Raw genomic sequence first — 16296 nt, 5'->3', positions numbered from 1 at the left:
TTTAAGGATATTCTAACCTACCGGATTATTTAAAGCTAATTTTAAAATATTATATCTATGCCGGTATACATGGATCTTCACATAGGCCAGGGACTCACTGCCAAAGATGTGGCATTAGCCCATCAGCTTGATCTTCGTTATCAGGATAGATTTCATTGTAAATGTTTGACTTACTGGATAGATGAGCCTAGGGGGAATGCCTATTGTTTAATTGAAGCTCCAAACAAGAATGCTGTTTATGAATTGCATAAAAGCGCCCATGAACAATTGCCAGACGAGATTATTGAAGTAGACCGCCGGGTGATAAAGGCTTTTCTGGGAAGAATTCATGATCCCGAGGTGGTGGATTATATCATCGATCAAAAAATTAAGGTTTTCAATGATCCCGCCTTCAGAGTAATTCTAATCGTACAAATGAAGGACGAGATCAGGTTATCACATGAACTGGGCAAGGAAGAATGTGCCTCGCTAATTTCGAAAGCAAATAGCATTATTCGAAACATGATAACCAAGAATCAGGGGGTCGCCTCAGAGGACGAAGGGGATGAGATCGTGGCTACATTTATTTCCGCGATTCAGGCTACTATGTGCGCAATAGATATTCGTTTCTTTCTGGAATCTGAAATTCAAAAACTGGACCTGAGAATAGGTATTCATGCGGGTAATCCTGTAGAAAAAGGTGAAGAGCTATTCGGTTCTGTTTTAAAGTTTGCCAGATTTCTCTGTAATATTTCAGATAATCAAGGCTATATCTCAAGAACCGTTCGAAATTTATTGGAATGCGCAAATGAGAAATCTTTACTTGCCAATCCTTCTCTGAAAAGCCTTTCAAAAGCCGATGAAGAATTTGTTTCAGGTCTTATAAAGGTTCTTTCTGAAAACTGGCAGAATTCAGATTTTGAGATCGAAGACTGCTATAAGGCAATGTCTATGAGTAAATCTCAATTATATCGCAGATGTGTAGATGTAACCGGGACCTCTTCTAACAGGTTACTCCGGGATTTCAGGTTAAATCAGGCCCGGCAATTATTGATCGATAAAGACCTAAATGTTGCGCAAACCTCTTTTGCATGTGGCTTCAATAGTCCTTCATATTTTACGAAATGTTTTCAGAAAAAATTTGGTTTAAAACCTCATGTTTTTAGTGGAGCATCAGCATAATTTACGAGAAATTTACTCTTCGGTCCTTTTGTTCCAATATTTGAACTTTTTGTTATACCCTAAAAACAATTCCTGAACTAACTTCAACTATCAATTCGGGAATTTTCAAGATTCTTCAGGAAAAGTCGAATTGTAAACCATTTGATTGGAGCTCCAAGAACTTAGAATAATAGATTAATATGATAATACTGGTTATTTGATAATAGCCTTGATTTATTAATGGTTAACCTCAATTTTAATATTGAGTTAGACCGGTATTCACTGAATTCAAACTAAATTTTTTATTATGAAAAATTACAACCAACCATTATCAAAAGCCTCATTCAAATTTGTCCAATTACTCTTGAAAAGCATTTTTGTTCATGTGATGCTGATGTCTTTTTTGCTTATTTCATGTAGTTCCGAAACCACTGAAAGTGAATTCACTTCAGATACTAATGCAGATTTCAAAGCTAAAGCCGGTAACCTTTCAGAGCCGGGATCACCAGAACTTTTTCTCTCGGGATTTCAGGGAGCTTCAGGAAGTACTATTGGCCCAGGCGGAGATTTATTCGTGGCAGAAGGCGCAATAGGTCAAATTTCTCGTGTTGATCTTAAAAGTGGGGAAGTCTCCATATTCGCAAGTGGTTTGCCGCCATCTATTATCGGGATTGATGGAGTTACCGATCTTGTATTTTATGGCGATACTGCCTATGCAATTGTAACATTGGTGGGCCCTCAATTTGGAACAGATGACAAAGTTGGTATTTATCGTATAGATGGATATAGCGATTTTACATTGATAGCTGATATTGGGCAATTTTCCCTGGAGAATCCTCCGTCGACAGATTATTTTGTAGAATTGGGAGTGCAATATTCAATAGAAGCATATCAGGGAGGTTTTCTGGTTGCTGATGGCCATCATAACCGGATTCTTTTTGTTTCTGAAGAAGGGGATATTTCGGTGTTTTGGGAATTTGATAATATAGTGCCTACCGGGCTTGATGTATGGGGAGCTACAGTTTATATGGCTCAGGCTGGACCTGTGCCTCATGAACCTGAATTTGGTAAAATCGTAAGCTTAGATCCGGTTACCGGGGAAGAATCAATGGTTGCTTCTGGAGCCAGGTTATTAGTTGATGTTGAATTTGGAAGAGGTAGAAGTTTGTTTGCGCTTTCACAAGGTGTTTGGAATGAAGAAGGAGAAGGATCACCGGCCTTACCTGAGACTGGTTCACTTGTGAAAGTGATGGATGATGGAACCTTTAGCATTGTAGCTGAGAATCTTGATAGGCCAACTTCAATGGAGATCGTAAAAAACAAGGCCTATATAATTTCACTTACGGGTGAGATCTGGACGGTTGATAATATAAGTAGTCAGCCATTTGGTATTTAAAGTAATAACCTATTCGTTCTGCTACTTTTTAGATTTAGTTAATTGGGATAGAAAGCCTGCAAATGCAGGCTTTTTCTTTTAGAATCATATCCATGGGGAATTGAAATCAATTCCTATATATTTGCTAAATCCATGCAAAAGAATATATCTGCAAATACCGAATTTATAAAGTCTGAAGCCAAACGCCTCGGCTTTCTTTCATGCGGGATATCTAAAGCTGAATTCCTCGAAGAAGAAGCTCCCAGACTGGAGAACTGGCTAAATAATAATTTGCATGGGGAAATGCGCTATATGGAAAACTATTTCGATAAGCGTCTTGATCCTACTAAACTGGTACCTGGTTCAAAAAGTGTGATCTCCCTTTTGTTGAATTATTATCCACATGAACTTCAGAATAAGGATTCCTACAAGATCAGTAAATATGCCTACGGGAGGGATTATCATTTTGTGATCAAGGATAAACTTAAAGAATTATTATCTGCTCTTCAGGATGAAATTGGAGATTTTCATGGCCGGGCTTTTGTAGATTCCGCTCCTGTTCTGGATAAAGCCTGGGCTGCAAAAAGCGGACTTGGCTGGATAGGAAAGCACTCCAATCTTCTTTCAAAACAGACAGGTTCCTTTTATTTTATTGCAGAATTGATCGTAGATCTTGACCTGGAATATGATACCCCGGTAACCGATCATTGTGGTAGTTGCACTGCCTGTATAGATGCCTGTCCCACCAACGCCATTGTAGAACCTTATAAAGTTGACGGGAGCAAATGCATTTCTTATTTCACTATCGAACTCAAGGACGAATTGCCAAATTCTTATAAGAATAAATTCGATGATTGGATGTTTGGTTGCGATGTTTGTCAGGATGTATGCCCATGGAATCGTTTTTCAAAACCTCACAATGAACCATTATTTAATCCACATCCCGACCTTCTCTCCAATGAGAAAAAGGACTGGGAAGAGATCACCCGGGACACCTTTAATGAGATATTCCGGAAATCTGCCGTAAAACGGACAAAATTTGAAGGTTTAAAGAGGAATATTGAATTTCTAAAGGATTAACTCTTCTCGAAATTATATATTACCCTTAAGTCCATCGGTTTGTTTTCATCATCTAGACCTGGTTCCAGTATTATTAGCTTGTCAAGCAATCTTTTCACATTATTACGAAGCCTTGTATTACTGGTAATAGCAAGAATATTTTTCATTTTCGCATCGCGAGTGATCACAAAAGTCACCTTCAGCTTATTGATGTCTTCGTCCTTAAAGTTCATCTTTTGAAGTTGAAGCCTAAGATCAGCTTTTAATTTCGTCTCTATAGCTTCTAAGGCCCTTTCGTAATTTTGGAATTTGGGTGCATGCGTTGCCTTGGTTAGGTTTGCAAAATCGCTGTTAGTGCTGTTACCTTCAAAAACAGCTTCCTTTTTTCCGATAGTTAAGGTATTAAAGGAAATTGGAAGGGTATAACTTATTTCCACAGGCTGCCCATTTTTTTTAGCAACTTCTGCTATTGGTAATTTCTGTATCGCCTCAGTAACCACTTCAGCAAGTATATCAGATTTAGATCTGGCCCTGGCATTAACAACTTCCCCCTCTTTGGTAATAGTAAATTGTACATATGCCTTTCCTGTAACCTTGGATTTACGGAGTTTATTAATATCCATATTCCGGTTTACGAATTTGCTAATTGATACTGTGAAACAATGTACATTGTTATTTTCCAGGCATTCATTTTCGAGTTTTGGCGGCGTATCTACATCATTAATGCTTAGATTCTGAGCCATACAGGTGCTGGCAATCGAGATTGCAATTAAAAATAATATTCTTTTCATCGGGTGATTTCGAGAATGCCAAAGCTAGTGGAAATTATCAGAATCATTTTTAAAAGCCATAGAAGCTTTTGTTCATTTTATTTCTTTATAGAGAGTTAGCTTACTACCTTTGCTTCTCAGCCAAAAAATTGAATTATGAGTAACACTTCCAGAAAGAGAAGAGAGGCATTGGTTTATCATGCAAAACCGAAGCCGGGAAAAATTGAAGTTGTACCAACCAAAAAGTATGCTACCCAAAGGGATCTTTCCCTGGCATACTCACCCGGTGTAGCTGAACCCTGTCTGGAAATTGAAAAGGATAAAGAGAACGCTTATAAATATACCACTAAGGGTAATCTTGTTGCCGTGATCTCTAACGGGACAGCGGTTTTGGGATTGGGCGATATAGGTCCAGAGGCTTCAAAACCAGTGATGGAAGGGAAGGGTTTACTCTTTAAAATTTTTGCCGATATCGATGTTTTTGATATTGAAGTGGACACCAAGGATGTAGATAAATTCATTGAAACGGTAAAGAATATCGCTCCAACTTTTGGTGGAATCAACCTTGAAGATATTAAAGCTCCTGAAGCATTTGAGATCGAACAGCGTTTAAAGGCTGAACTCGATATTCCGGTAATGCATGATGACCAGCATGGTACTGCCATCATTTCGGCAGCAGCATTGTTGAATGCATTGGAACTGGCTAAAAAGAAGATCGAAAAAGTTAAGATCGTGATAAGCGGAGCCGGTGCGGCTGCAGTTTCCTGTACGAAGCTTTATAAGGCATTTGGCGCTAAAGCTGAAAATATTGTAATGCTCGATAGTAAAGGAGTTATTAGAAAAGACAGGGATAACCTTTCTGAAGAAAAAGAAGAATTTGCTACGGCCAGAAAAATAGATACCCTTGAAGAGGCTATGAAAAATGCCGACGTTTTTGTAGGGCTTTCCATTGCAAATATTGTTTCTCCGGAGATGTTGAAGAGTATGGCTAAAAGGCCTATCGTGTTCGCTATGGCTAACCCAAACCCGGAAATAGATTACGATCTGGCCATGAAAACCAGGAAAGATATCATTATGGCAACCGGCCGTAGTGATCATCCTAACCAGGTAAATAATGTACTAGGTTTTCCATTTATTTTCCGTGGAGCTTTGGATGTGAGAGCATCAAAGATCAACGAGGAAATGAAAAAAGCCGCGGTGAAAGCTCTTGCTGAACTTGCTAAAGAAGCAGTGCCGGAGCAGGTTAATATCGCCTATGGTGAAACCCGTCTTAATTTTGGACCAGATTATATCATTCCGAAGCCATTCGATCCAAGGCTTATAGCCAAAGTGCCGCCGGCAGTTGCCAAAGCAGCGATGGAAAGTGGTGTGGCCAGACAGGATATTCAGGATTGGCAGAAATATGAAGAAGAACTTCTGGAAAGAATGGGTAACGAGAATAAGATTACCCGCTTACTCATAAACCGGGCTAAAACGAATCCGAAAAGGATCGTTTTTGCAGAGGCAGATCACTTAGATGTGCTTAAGGCAGCTCAAATCGTGAGAGATGAAGGAATAGGAACTCCAATTCTTCTGGGAAGAAAAGAGGTTATCGTTGAATTAATGGCCGAGATAGATTTTGAAAATGAAGATGTATTGATCATCGATCCAAAATCTGACGAGGAAGAAGAGCACCGTAAAAATTATGCGCACAAATATTGGGAAACCAGGCATAGAAATGGCGTCACTAAGTATGATGCCGAAAAATTAATGCGTGAGCGAAATTATTTTGCTGCAATGATGGTGAATGAAGGTGATGCCGATGCATTGCTCTCGGGATACTCTAGGGCATACCCCACTGTGGTAAAACCAATGCTGGAACTTATTGGAATGGCAAAAGGCGTAACCAGGGTAGCTGCTACAAATGTGATGAATACCTCCAGAGGCCCATTATTTATTAGTGATACCTCAATAAACATTGATCCGCCGGCGAAAGATCTGGCTAAGATCGCTCAAATGACAGCACGTACTGTGCAGTTATTCGGAATGGAGCCGGTGATAGCGATGATCTCTTATGCTAACTTTGGCTCTTCAAAAGATCCACGAGCTAGAAAGGTTAAGGATGCAGTATCTTATTTACACAGGTTCCATCCGGAGTTAAGTGTGGACGGTGAGCTACAGGTAGATTTCGCACTCAATCGTGAAATGCTTCAAGGTAAATTCCCGTTTTCTAAACTTGCAGGGAAGAAGGTGAATACGTTAATTTATCCAGATCTGGACTCGGCGAACAGTACCTATAAACTTATTAAGGAGCTTAATGATGTGGATTCTATTGGTCCTATCATGATGGGGATGAAAAAGCCTGTACATATTTTACAGCTTGGAGCAAGTGTGGAGGAAATGGTAAATATGGCTGCCGTTGCAGTGGTAGATGCGCAAGAGAAAGAAAAGAAACTCAAAAAATAAATTATAAATACACTCAAATTAGAAGGCAGAAACTCAATTTCTGCCTTTAGTTTATTTTACTACATTTGAGAGCGAACACAAGTTTTTTTCATGATCCATCATTTAAAGGGGCAATTAATTGAAAAAAATCCAACATACGTTGTTATTGAATGCAACGGAATTGGATATACCGTAAATATCTCACTGCATACTTTTTCTCTTATTCCCGATTCTGAAGCAATCAGTTTATATACCTATCTTCAGGTAAAAGAAGATTCACATACTTTATATGGTTTTATAGAGAAATCTGAAAGAGAGATCTTCAAATTATTGATCTCCGTTTCGGGTGTGGGAACTAGTACAGCAAGGATGATGTTGTCATCGCTTCAACCCAGAGAGGTTATTGATGCGATCGCATCTGGTGACGTACCTACGATCCAGAGTGTTAAGGGTATTGGTGCTAAAACAGCCCAACGGGTGATCCTGGATCTTAAAGACAAGGTTCTAAAAGTATTAGGTGACGATGAAGTTTTCATCTCTCAGAACAATACTAATAAGGAAGAAGCGTTATCTGCATTAGAGATCTTGGGTTATAACAGGCGCCAGGCCGGCAAAGTTGTTGAGAAGATCCTTAAAGATGATCCAGATTCCACCGTAGAAGCTATAATCAAACTGGCTCTTAAAAAGCTGTAAGTAAATTGAGGAACAATTACTCTAAATTGTCTGTACCGGTATATCTTACCTGCCTGATGATACTGGTGTGTTCGCTGGATTCTGTGGCTCAGGAAACGCCTCAGGACACCACAGCAACAGGATATGTGCTTGGGGAAATAAGTCTTCCAGATCCAGAAAGCATCATCTCAAAATATGAGTACGACCCTGTACTTAACCGTTATTTCTATAAGCAAAACCTGGGTGAGATCAATCTTGGATTACCTCTTGTTCTAACTCCTCAGGAATTTGAAGACCTCGTACTTCAGGAAGAAATGCGCAATTATTTCAAGCTGAAGAATGATGCGCTTTCAGGAAGAAAAGAAGGAGCAGAAGACATTCAGAAGGATCTATTACCAGATTTTTATGTGAACAGTAATTTCTTTGAAACCATTTTTGGTGGTTCAGAGATCAATATCGTGCCACAAGGTTCAGTAGAAATGGATCTGGGGCTTTTATATACCAAACAGGATAATCCTGCATTTTCCCCCAGAAACAGGCGAAACTATTCCCTGGATTTTGACCAGCGAATAAGCCTGAGCTTATTAGGGCAGGTGGGAGAGCGCTTGCAGATCACTGCAAATTACGATACCGAATCTACTTTCGATTTCCAGAACCAGTTAAAGCTGGAATATACTCCCAATGAGGATGATATTGTACAAAAGATCGAGGTAGGTAATGTGAATATGGCTCTCAATAACTCTCTTATCCAGGGAGCACAGAGCCTTTTTGGTTTTAAGACCGAACTGCAATTTGGGAAGACCAGAATTACCGGAGTTTTTTCTGAGCAGAAGTCGGAACGTAGAACAGTAAATGTTGAAGGCGGTGCCACGGTAGAAGATTTTGAGAAATTTGCCCTGGATTACGATCAGGACAGGCACTTCTTCCTGGCTCATTATTTTCGTGATACCTATGATGAGGCCCTGGAAAACTACCCTTTCATTAATACTAATATCCAGGTAAAACGTATTCAGGTTTGGGTGACCAACCGTACCAATAATGTTCAGAATATTCAGGATACCCGAAATATCGTTGCGATCCAGGATCTGGGGGAAACCAATGTTCCGGGAAATATAGGGTTAGATACTCCCCCGGGAGGATTCTTTAATCAACCGGCAGGAGCCTTTCCAGATAACCTTAATAATGATTTTAACCCTTTTGGAATAACCGGTCCGGGTGAATCTGTGTTAACCCCGGCCATACGTGATATTTCAACTGTAGATCAGGGATTTGGCGGGGTAACTGTTTCTGAAGGTACAGATTATGCCAAACTGGAGAACGCCAGGCAGTTAAAACCTTCTGAATATACTGTGAATACTCAGTTGGGATATATAACTCTTAATCAGCGTTTGAGCAATGATGAGGTTCTCGGGGTTGCTTTTCAATATACGATCAACGGAGAGGTATATCAGGTAGGTGAGTTTGCAAATGATGGGGTAAACGCGATCAATGAAGATCAGGACGATAATCCCGATACCGGAACAAATACCCGGGCAAGCCAGAACCTGGTAGTGAAATTATTGAAAAGTACGATCATCAATGTCAATGAGCCTATCTGGGACCTGATGATGAAGAATATTTATAGCCTGGGGGCATATCAACTGGAGCGACAGGATTTCCGAATGAATATTCTCTATACAGATCCGCAGCCTTTAAATTATATAAGACCTGTAGAAGGTACTACTTTGCCAGATGATGTATTGGAAACTCCTTTGCTTAGGGTTTTTAACCTGGATAATCTGAATGTAAACGGAGACCCGATCAATGGAGGAGACGGTTTCTTTGATTATGTTCCGCAGATCACTATAGATCCTCAGAACGGTAATATTATTTTCACCACTGTAGAACCTTTTGGTAGCCATTTATTCGAAAAACTGGATGAAACTCCTAACGGAGGTACTGAGGATTATAATATTCCTGAAACCTGGAATGAAAACCAGGAGAGATATGTCTTCAGGGCGATGTATAGAACCACAAAGACCCAGGCTGAACAGGAAGAAGCAGATAAGAACAAATTTCAGTTAAAAGGAAGATATAAATCTGCTGAGGTTGAAGGAATTCCTATAGGTTTCAATCTTCCGCCGGGATCGGTTACCGTGACCGCCGGAGGAAGAATTCTTCAGGAAGGAGTGGATTATGTGGTTAACTATGAATTGGGTAGAGTTCAAATCCTGGATGAAGCATTGCTGGCTTCAGATATTCCCATCCAGGTGAACACTGAAAATAACGCTCTTTTCGGTCAGCAAACAAAACGATTTACGGGGATCAATGTTGAACACCAGTTCAATGAAAATTTCCTGATTGGAGGTACTTTTATCAATCTGAAAGAAAGACCACTTACCCAGAAGGCGAATTATGGATATGAGCCTATCAACAATACCATTCTCGGCCTTAATTTTAATTACAGTACAGAAGTTCCTTTCTTGACCAGGCTGGTGAACAAATTGCCAAATATTGATACAGATGTAAAATCCAATGTATCTGTTAGGGGTGAATTTGCTTATCTGGTTCCGGGATCACCGGCTTCAGATGATTTTGGAGGGAAAGCAACCACCTATATCGATGACTTTGAGGCAGCGCAGACTTCAATAGACATAAATAATCCTTTAAGCTGGGAGCTTTCCAGTGTGCCTATTGGATTTGGTGGAGAATTATCTAATGGAGACCTCGGAGTAGGTTATAAAAGAGCTAAAATGTCCTGGTATACTATAGATCCAGTATTTTACAGCAATAATCGTCCTGCGGGGATAAGTGATTCAGATATTTCTACCTATGCTGCGAGAAGGGTCGCCATGAATGAGATTTTTCCGAATATAGACGTGGTGCAGGGGCAATCGCAGGTGGTTTACACTATGGATGTAGCTTATAATCCGGCTGAAAGAGGACCATATAACTATAACCCCGCTGCTGCCGGGGGCAATAATTTACCTAGTCCATCCACTAATTTTGGTGGGATCATGCGATCTATCAATACTACCAATTTTGAGCAATCTAATGTGGAGTATATCCAATTCTGGGTGATGGATCCATATATTTATCCGGAAAATGCCGGTAGGGCCGGGGGTACCATCAATTTCAATCTGGGGAATATTTCTGAAGATGTTTTAAAAGATGGTAGAAAACAATATGAAAATGGCCTTCCGGAAGGGGAAGGGGAGGCAAATACTATTAATACCGCTTTTGGAGCAGTACCAGCAGATAATTCCCTGGTATATGCTTTCGATACCGAAGGTGCTGCCAGGGCTTTGCAGGATGCAGGGTTTGATGGATTACAGGATGGAGATGAAGCAACTAAATTTTCAGACTTTGCGAATCTTCCAGATCCATCGGCAGATAACTACCAGTATTTTCTGAATACAGACGGGAGTATTCTTGAGCGTTATCGAAATTATAACGGGACCGAGGGTAACTCCCCGACCGAAGTTACCAATACCAATCGTGGTAATACCACTCTGCCAACTGCAGAAGATATGAACCGCGATAACACGATGAATACCATCAATAGTTATTTTGAATATGAGATCCCATTCTTCCAGGGGATGAATATTGATAATAACCAGTATATCACAGATGTTAAAGAACTTACTACTACTTTAAGGAACGGGCAGGAATTACCGGTGAGATGGTTGCAGTTCAAAATACCGATTTTTGAGCCTACAGATGCTGTAGGTGGAATTGCAGATTTCCGCTCTATAAGATTTATAAGAATGTTCCTTACAGGATTTCAGGACCCAACCGTTTTGAGGTTTGGAACCATGGATCTCGTTCGAGGTGATTACCGAAGATATACTCAGAGTTTATTTGAAGACGAAGGTCAGATTGAGAATCCTAATACTCTGTTTGAAGTAAATGCGGTGAACATTGAGGAGAATGAAAATCGCCAGCCAATTCCTTATGTGCTTCCTCCTGGAGTGGAACGGGAAGAATTATATCAGAGTAATTCTAATATCAGGCAAAATGAACAGTCATTATCATTGAGTGTATGTGATCTTCAACCTCAGGATGCACGTGCAGTTTATAAGAATTTCCAGATCGATATGCGCCAGTATAAGAATTTGGAAATGTTCCTTCATGCTGAATCTGTGGTGAATGAAACACCGCTTAAGGATGGGCAGCTTGTTGCTTTTATAAGAATGGGAACAGATTTCAGCGATAACTTTTACCAGATAGAGATCCCGCTTTCTACAACTTTATTCGGTGCGACCACTCCTGAAGAGATCTGGCCAGAGGTGAACCGACTCAATCTTGAATTGGATCTGCTACAACAAATAAAAACAGCAGTTCTGGGCGATCCTTCTTTGAATGCCACAGAATTAAATTTCTTTACTGAAGAGCTCGCGCAGATAGATGCTGAAGCGCCTTATGACCTTGGTAGGTTAAGACTGGGAGTAAAAGGGAATCCAAGCTTCGGGAATATCAGGTTGCTTATGGTTGGAGTAAAGAACGGTACCAGGGTAGATGGAGTGAGCGATCTTTGTGGTGAAGTGTGGTTCAACGAGCTAAGATTATCAGATCTTAAGAATGAAGGCGGATGGGCCGGAGTGGTAAGTATGGATAGTAACCTGGCAGATTTTGCCAATGTTTCGGCCACGGGTAGAAGAAGTACTGTTGGATTTGGTAGCATAGAGCAGGGGCCAAATCAACGTAGCAGGGAAGATCTTCAGCAATATGATGTAGTGACCAATATTAACATGGGACAGTTGCTGCCGAAGCAATGGGGAGTAAAAGTGCCGGTAAACTATAGCAGGGGAGAAGAGCTAATTACTCCAAAATACGACCAGGAATTTCTAGATGTTGAGCTGGATACCAGGTTAGCGAATATTCAGGATCCCCAAGAAAGGGATAGAATAGAAAAGCAATCCCAGTCTTATACCAAAAGACAAAGTATTAATGTAATTGGCCTTAGAAAAGAAAGGGTAGGAGAGAAAAAGCCAATGCCATACGATGTTGAGAATTTCGCTTTTTCTACTTCGTATAATCAGGTAGATCATCGAGATTTTGAAATTGAAGAAAGCCTGGATCAAAGCGTTAGGGTAGGCGGTACTTATGAGTTCAATTTCCCGGAAAAAACTCTGGAGCCTCTAAAAAATATCGCAGTGCTGGATAGTAGTGATTACTTTGCGCTATTCAGAGATTTTAATTTTAATTACCTTCCTTCCAATATCAATGCGAGCTCGAATATTTTCAGGCAGTATAACGAACAAAAGTTCAGATCACTTGATCTTAGTGAAAATGATATTGGTATCCCTACTTTATACCAGAGAAATTATCTTTTTGACTGGCAATATGGGGTTAACTATAACCTCACCCGCTCACTGAGTTTCTCTTTTAATGCGAGTAACAACAGGATCATTAGGAACTATATCGACGAGGAAGGTTTTGCAGATAATAGCATTGGACTATGGGACGATTTTTTTAATGTAGGAGATCCAAACCTGCATTTCCAGACTCTTCAGGTAAATTACCAGTTGCCATTTGCTAAAGTGCCAGTATTAAGTTTTGTCAACGCAACCTATTCTTATACTGGAGATTTCCAATGGCAAAGAGGTTCCAGGATCTTCCAGCAGCTTGAAGGAATTCCAGATATAGGGAACAGCGTTCAGAATTCAAATACGCATCAAATCAATGCCAGTTTAAATATGCAGGATCTGTATAATTATGTTGGCCTGGTTGAAAAGAAATCTGATAGTAAAGCCAAGACCATCCAGGAGAGAAGTCGCGGTGTACCTACACTTGGGCCTCCTAATGATGATCAGGAAGAAGAAGCAGCAGAGCCCAAGGTGAAAACAAATAAAGGATATAATACTTTTGTGGATATCGCGACCGGACTTAAAACACTTCAGGTTAATTATAGAAATAGTAGGGGGATTTATCTTCCAGGGTATACAGAAAGTATTGGCTTTATGGGGACTTTCAGGCCCACCGCAGGTTTTACTTTCGGATTCCAGGATGATATTAGGTATATGGCTGCGGAAAGAGGTTGGTTAACCCTTTTCCAGAACTTTAACCAACAATATACTGCTCTTAAAAATGAACAGCTGGATTACCAGGCCGGACTGGATTTTCTTCCAGATCTTACCATAGAACTTACCGGGAGGAAGAATTTTTCAGAGAACTATTCAGAAAATTATAAGGTAGACCCAATAACCCTGGAGTATCAGTCTTTGACACCATACACCTATGGGAATTTTAATATTTCTACTATCCTGATAAGAACTTCATTTAGTAATTCTACTGAAGCCAGTTCAGAAACCTTTGAAAGATTCAGGGAGAATAGGTTGGAGATTGCGCGGAGACTGGCTGCAGATAGAGGATTAGATCCAACAGATGTAGATGAAGAAGGTTATCCGCGTGGAATTGGTAAAACAAATCAGGCGGTACTGTTACCAGCATTCATTGCGGCATATTCAGGTAAGGAGGCAGGCCAGGTAAAATTAGGAGCTTTCAGGGATTTTCCTCTTCCAAACTGGAATATTAAGTATACCGGCCTAATGAGAATTGAATGGTTCAGGGATAAATTCAGAAGATTTTCTGTAAACCATGGATACCGCTCAGATTACACATTGAACCAGTTCCAGACAAACCTGGATTATGACCCTGAGAGTCCGGAAGATCTAAACCAGGCAGGAGATTTTAAAAATCCTGTGCTGTTTTCCAACCTTGTACTTACAGAACTTTTTACGCCGTTAGCAAGAATCGACTTCGAGACAAAAGGGAATATTCAGATCCTTGCCGAAATTCAGAAAGACCGCTCGCTGGCATTCAGCTTTGATAATAATCTCCTTACGGAATACAGCGGTAATGAATATACCCTGGGGACCGGTTATAGAATTAAAGATCTGAAAATCGCTACTGCTCTGGGGGGAAGAAGAAGGGTTTTAAGCAGTGATCTTAATTTCAGGGCAGATGTTTCTTACAGGAAGAATCGCACGATCGTTAGATATCTTGACCTTGCCAATGCGCAAACTATATCTGGGCAGGATATCTGGTCTATTAATTTTAAGGCAGATTATGCTTTTACCAGGAATTTAACTGCCAGATTCTATTATGATCATACGTTCTCTGAGTATGCTGTTTCCACGGCATTCCCTCAAACCACTATTAGATCTGGATTTACCCTGATATATAATTTCGGAAATTAATCAAGCCTTATTTGAACAATCCGTCTAAAAAACTAACTTTGCGGTCTTATTAAAACTATACTATGAATATTCCACAAGAATTAAAATACACGAAAGACCACGAGTGGGTTAAAGTAGAAGGCGATACCGCAATTATTGGAGTTACAGATTTTGCCCAGGGTGAGCTTGGGGATATCGTATATGTTGAGGTTGAAACTCTTGATGAGACTCTTGAAAAAGAAGAGGTTTTTGGAACGGTAGAAGCTGTAAAGACGGTATCAGATCTTTATATGCCTCTTTCTGGTGAGATCATTGAATTTAATGATAGCCTGGAAGATGAGCCAGAAAAAGTAAATAACGATCCTTACGGAGAAGGCTGGATGATCAAAATTAAACTTTCTGATACTTCAGAACTTGAAGATCTTTTATCTGCAGACGAATATAAGGAAGTAGTTGGTAGCTAAATTATTACTATTTATTGCGCTAGTCTATACGAGTGCCATTACTTATTTTTCTCTTATAGTGATGGACTTTAAAGTTAGTGTAGGTGGATTTGATCCAACAGACAAAATGCTCCATGCCGGGGCATATTTGTTTTTAGCTTTCTTGTGGAAGCTGTATTTTGTATTTAAACACTCTGATTTTAAGCGATATACCGCCAATCTTCTATGGGTGGCATTCGCATCTTTTCTTTTTGGTATGTTAATTGAGGTTTTGCAGGGAACCCTAACCAGTTACAGGACACCCGATTGGTGGGATGTTCTGGCAAATTCTACTGGTGTAGTACTTGCTGTTTTGTTTTTCATGGTCATGGCGCCGACGGTGAAAAAGCTAAAGCAGAAAGTTGCCTAGCTAAATTATAACCTTTATTAACTAACATTTTATGAAACCTAAGAAAAACCCGAAGGCAGACCTTCGCCGGAGATGGGTCCTCTTTCTTCAAATCGGACTAATCCTGGTATTATTTTTAACGCTTCAGGCCTTCCACTGGAAAACCTATGATGAGAGAACCTGGAATGATGATAAAGTTTTGGTGGATAATCTTGAAGAAGAAACTCCACCAGTGACCATTATTCCAGAAATTGCTCCTCCACCTCCACCAAAAACGATCATTGATAAGATCGATGAAGTTCCAGATGATGAGGAAGTAACTGAAGATGTGGTCGCACCCACCGATTTCGATCTTGAGGATTTGCCCGAGCCGGAAGAGATAAATGAGCCGGAAGAACCAGATGAGCCTATAAAAGTACCATTCGATTTTATTGAAGAGGTGCCTTTGTTTCCAGGTTGTGAGAATTTGGAGGGGAACGATGAGCGTAAAAAATGCATGAGCTCAAAAATCAGTAATTTTGTAAATAGAGAATTCGATACTGGATTAGGCTCTGAGCTTGGTCTCACTGGTACGAATCTTGTGGTAGTAATGTTTGTAGTTAATGAGAACGGTCTGGTAGAGAATATTCAAGCCAGAGGGCCTCATCCTAAACTTGAAGAAGAAGCCAGAAGAGTTATTGGTAAATTACCTGAAATGAAAGCAGGTCGCCAGGCTGGGAGGCCGGTTCCTGTATCTTATACTATACCTATAAGATTTAAAGTTCAGGAATGATTGTGAGAGGTTTAGAAAATTACCGTAGTTTTAATTACTTATTCTTCCAGATAAATTTAGTTTTTTGGAAAAAATCTTTATTTTAGCAACCCT

Annotated in this window: 10 protein-coding genes; 9 read left to right on the top strand and 1 reads right to left on the bottom strand. The window is 40.0% G+C overall.

Annotation, left to right across the window (positions count from 1 at the left end):
• Positions 1–57 precede the first annotated feature (57 nt).
• The 3 genes from G3I01_RS02185 (at position 58) to queG (ending at position 3595) form a co-directional block, all read left to right on the top strand.
• Positions 58–1161 (top strand): nickel-binding protein, encoded by a 1104-nt coding sequence (locus tag G3I01_RS02185; RefSeq protein WP_219550660.1) that lies wholly within the window; start codon positions 58–60, stop codon positions 1159–1161.
• A gap of 286 nt (positions 1162–1447) precedes the next feature.
• The gene (locus G3I01_RS02180; protein ID WP_219550658.1) at positions 1448–2536 is read left to right on the top strand and encodes a ScyD/ScyE family protein; all 1089 of its coding nucleotides are present in this window, start codon (positions 1448–1450) and stop codon (positions 2534–2536) included.
• Between the two features lie 132 nt (positions 2537–2668).
• Entirely contained in the window at positions 2669–3595 is a 927-nt protein-coding gene (gene queG / locus G3I01_RS02175; RefSeq protein ID WP_219550656.1) for a tRNA epoxyqueuosine(34) reductase QueG, read from the top strand.
• Here queG and G3I01_RS02170 read toward each other — a convergent pair.
• Entirely contained in the window at positions 3592–4365 is a 774-nt protein-coding gene (locus tag G3I01_RS02170) for an energy transducer TonB (protein WP_219550654.1), read from the bottom strand. The genes queG and G3I01_RS02170 overlap by 4 nt on opposite strands.
• A gap of 135 nt (positions 4366–4500) precedes the next feature.
• Here G3I01_RS02170 and G3I01_RS02165 point away from each other — a divergent pair, with 135 nt between their 5' ends.
• From G3I01_RS02165 to G3I01_RS02140, 6 genes are all read left to right on the top strand, one after another.
• Positions 4501–6789 (top strand): NADP-dependent malic enzyme, encoded by a 2289-nt coding sequence (locus tag G3I01_RS02165; protein ID WP_219550652.1) that lies wholly within the window; start codon positions 4501–4503, stop codon positions 6787–6789.
• A 90-nt stretch (positions 6790–6879) separates the two neighbouring features.
• The gene (gene ruvA, locus G3I01_RS02160; protein ID WP_219550650.1) at positions 6880–7461 is read left to right on the top strand and encodes a Holliday junction branch migration protein RuvA; all 582 of its coding nucleotides are present in this window, start codon (positions 6880–6882) and stop codon (positions 7459–7461) included.
• Between the two features lie 56 nt (positions 7462–7517).
• Entirely contained in the window at positions 7518–14621 is a 7104-nt protein-coding gene (sprA, locus tag G3I01_RS02155; protein ID WP_219552747.1) for a cell surface protein SprA, read from the top strand.
• Between the two features lie 62 nt (positions 14622–14683).
• The gene (gene gcvH / locus G3I01_RS02150) at positions 14684–15064 is read left to right on the top strand and encodes a glycine cleavage system protein GcvH (RefSeq protein WP_219550648.1); all 381 of its coding nucleotides are present in this window, start codon (positions 14684–14686) and stop codon (positions 15062–15064) included.
• Positions 15054–15452: a VanZ family protein gene (locus G3I01_RS02145; RefSeq protein ID WP_257710680.1), complete on the top strand. Its 399-nt coding sequence runs from the start codon at positions 15054–15056 to the stop codon at positions 15450–15452. Before gcvH ends, G3I01_RS02145 begins: the two co-directional genes overlap by 11 nt.
• Before the next feature lie 31 nt (positions 15453–15483).
• On the top strand, positions 15484–16203 hold the full coding sequence (locus tag G3I01_RS02140) for an energy transducer TonB (protein ID WP_219550646.1): 720 nt from the start codon (positions 15484–15486) through the stop codon (positions 16201–16203).
• Positions 16204–16296 lie beyond the last annotated feature (93 nt).

This window comes from Gramella sp. MT6 (assembly GCF_019357415.1).
Taxonomy (GTDB): Bacteria; Bacteroidota; Bacteroidia; order Flavobacteriales; family Flavobacteriaceae; genus Christiangramia.
The sequence above is the reverse complement of the archived record's forward strand: the minus strand, read 5'-3'. Positions and strand labels throughout refer to the sequence as shown.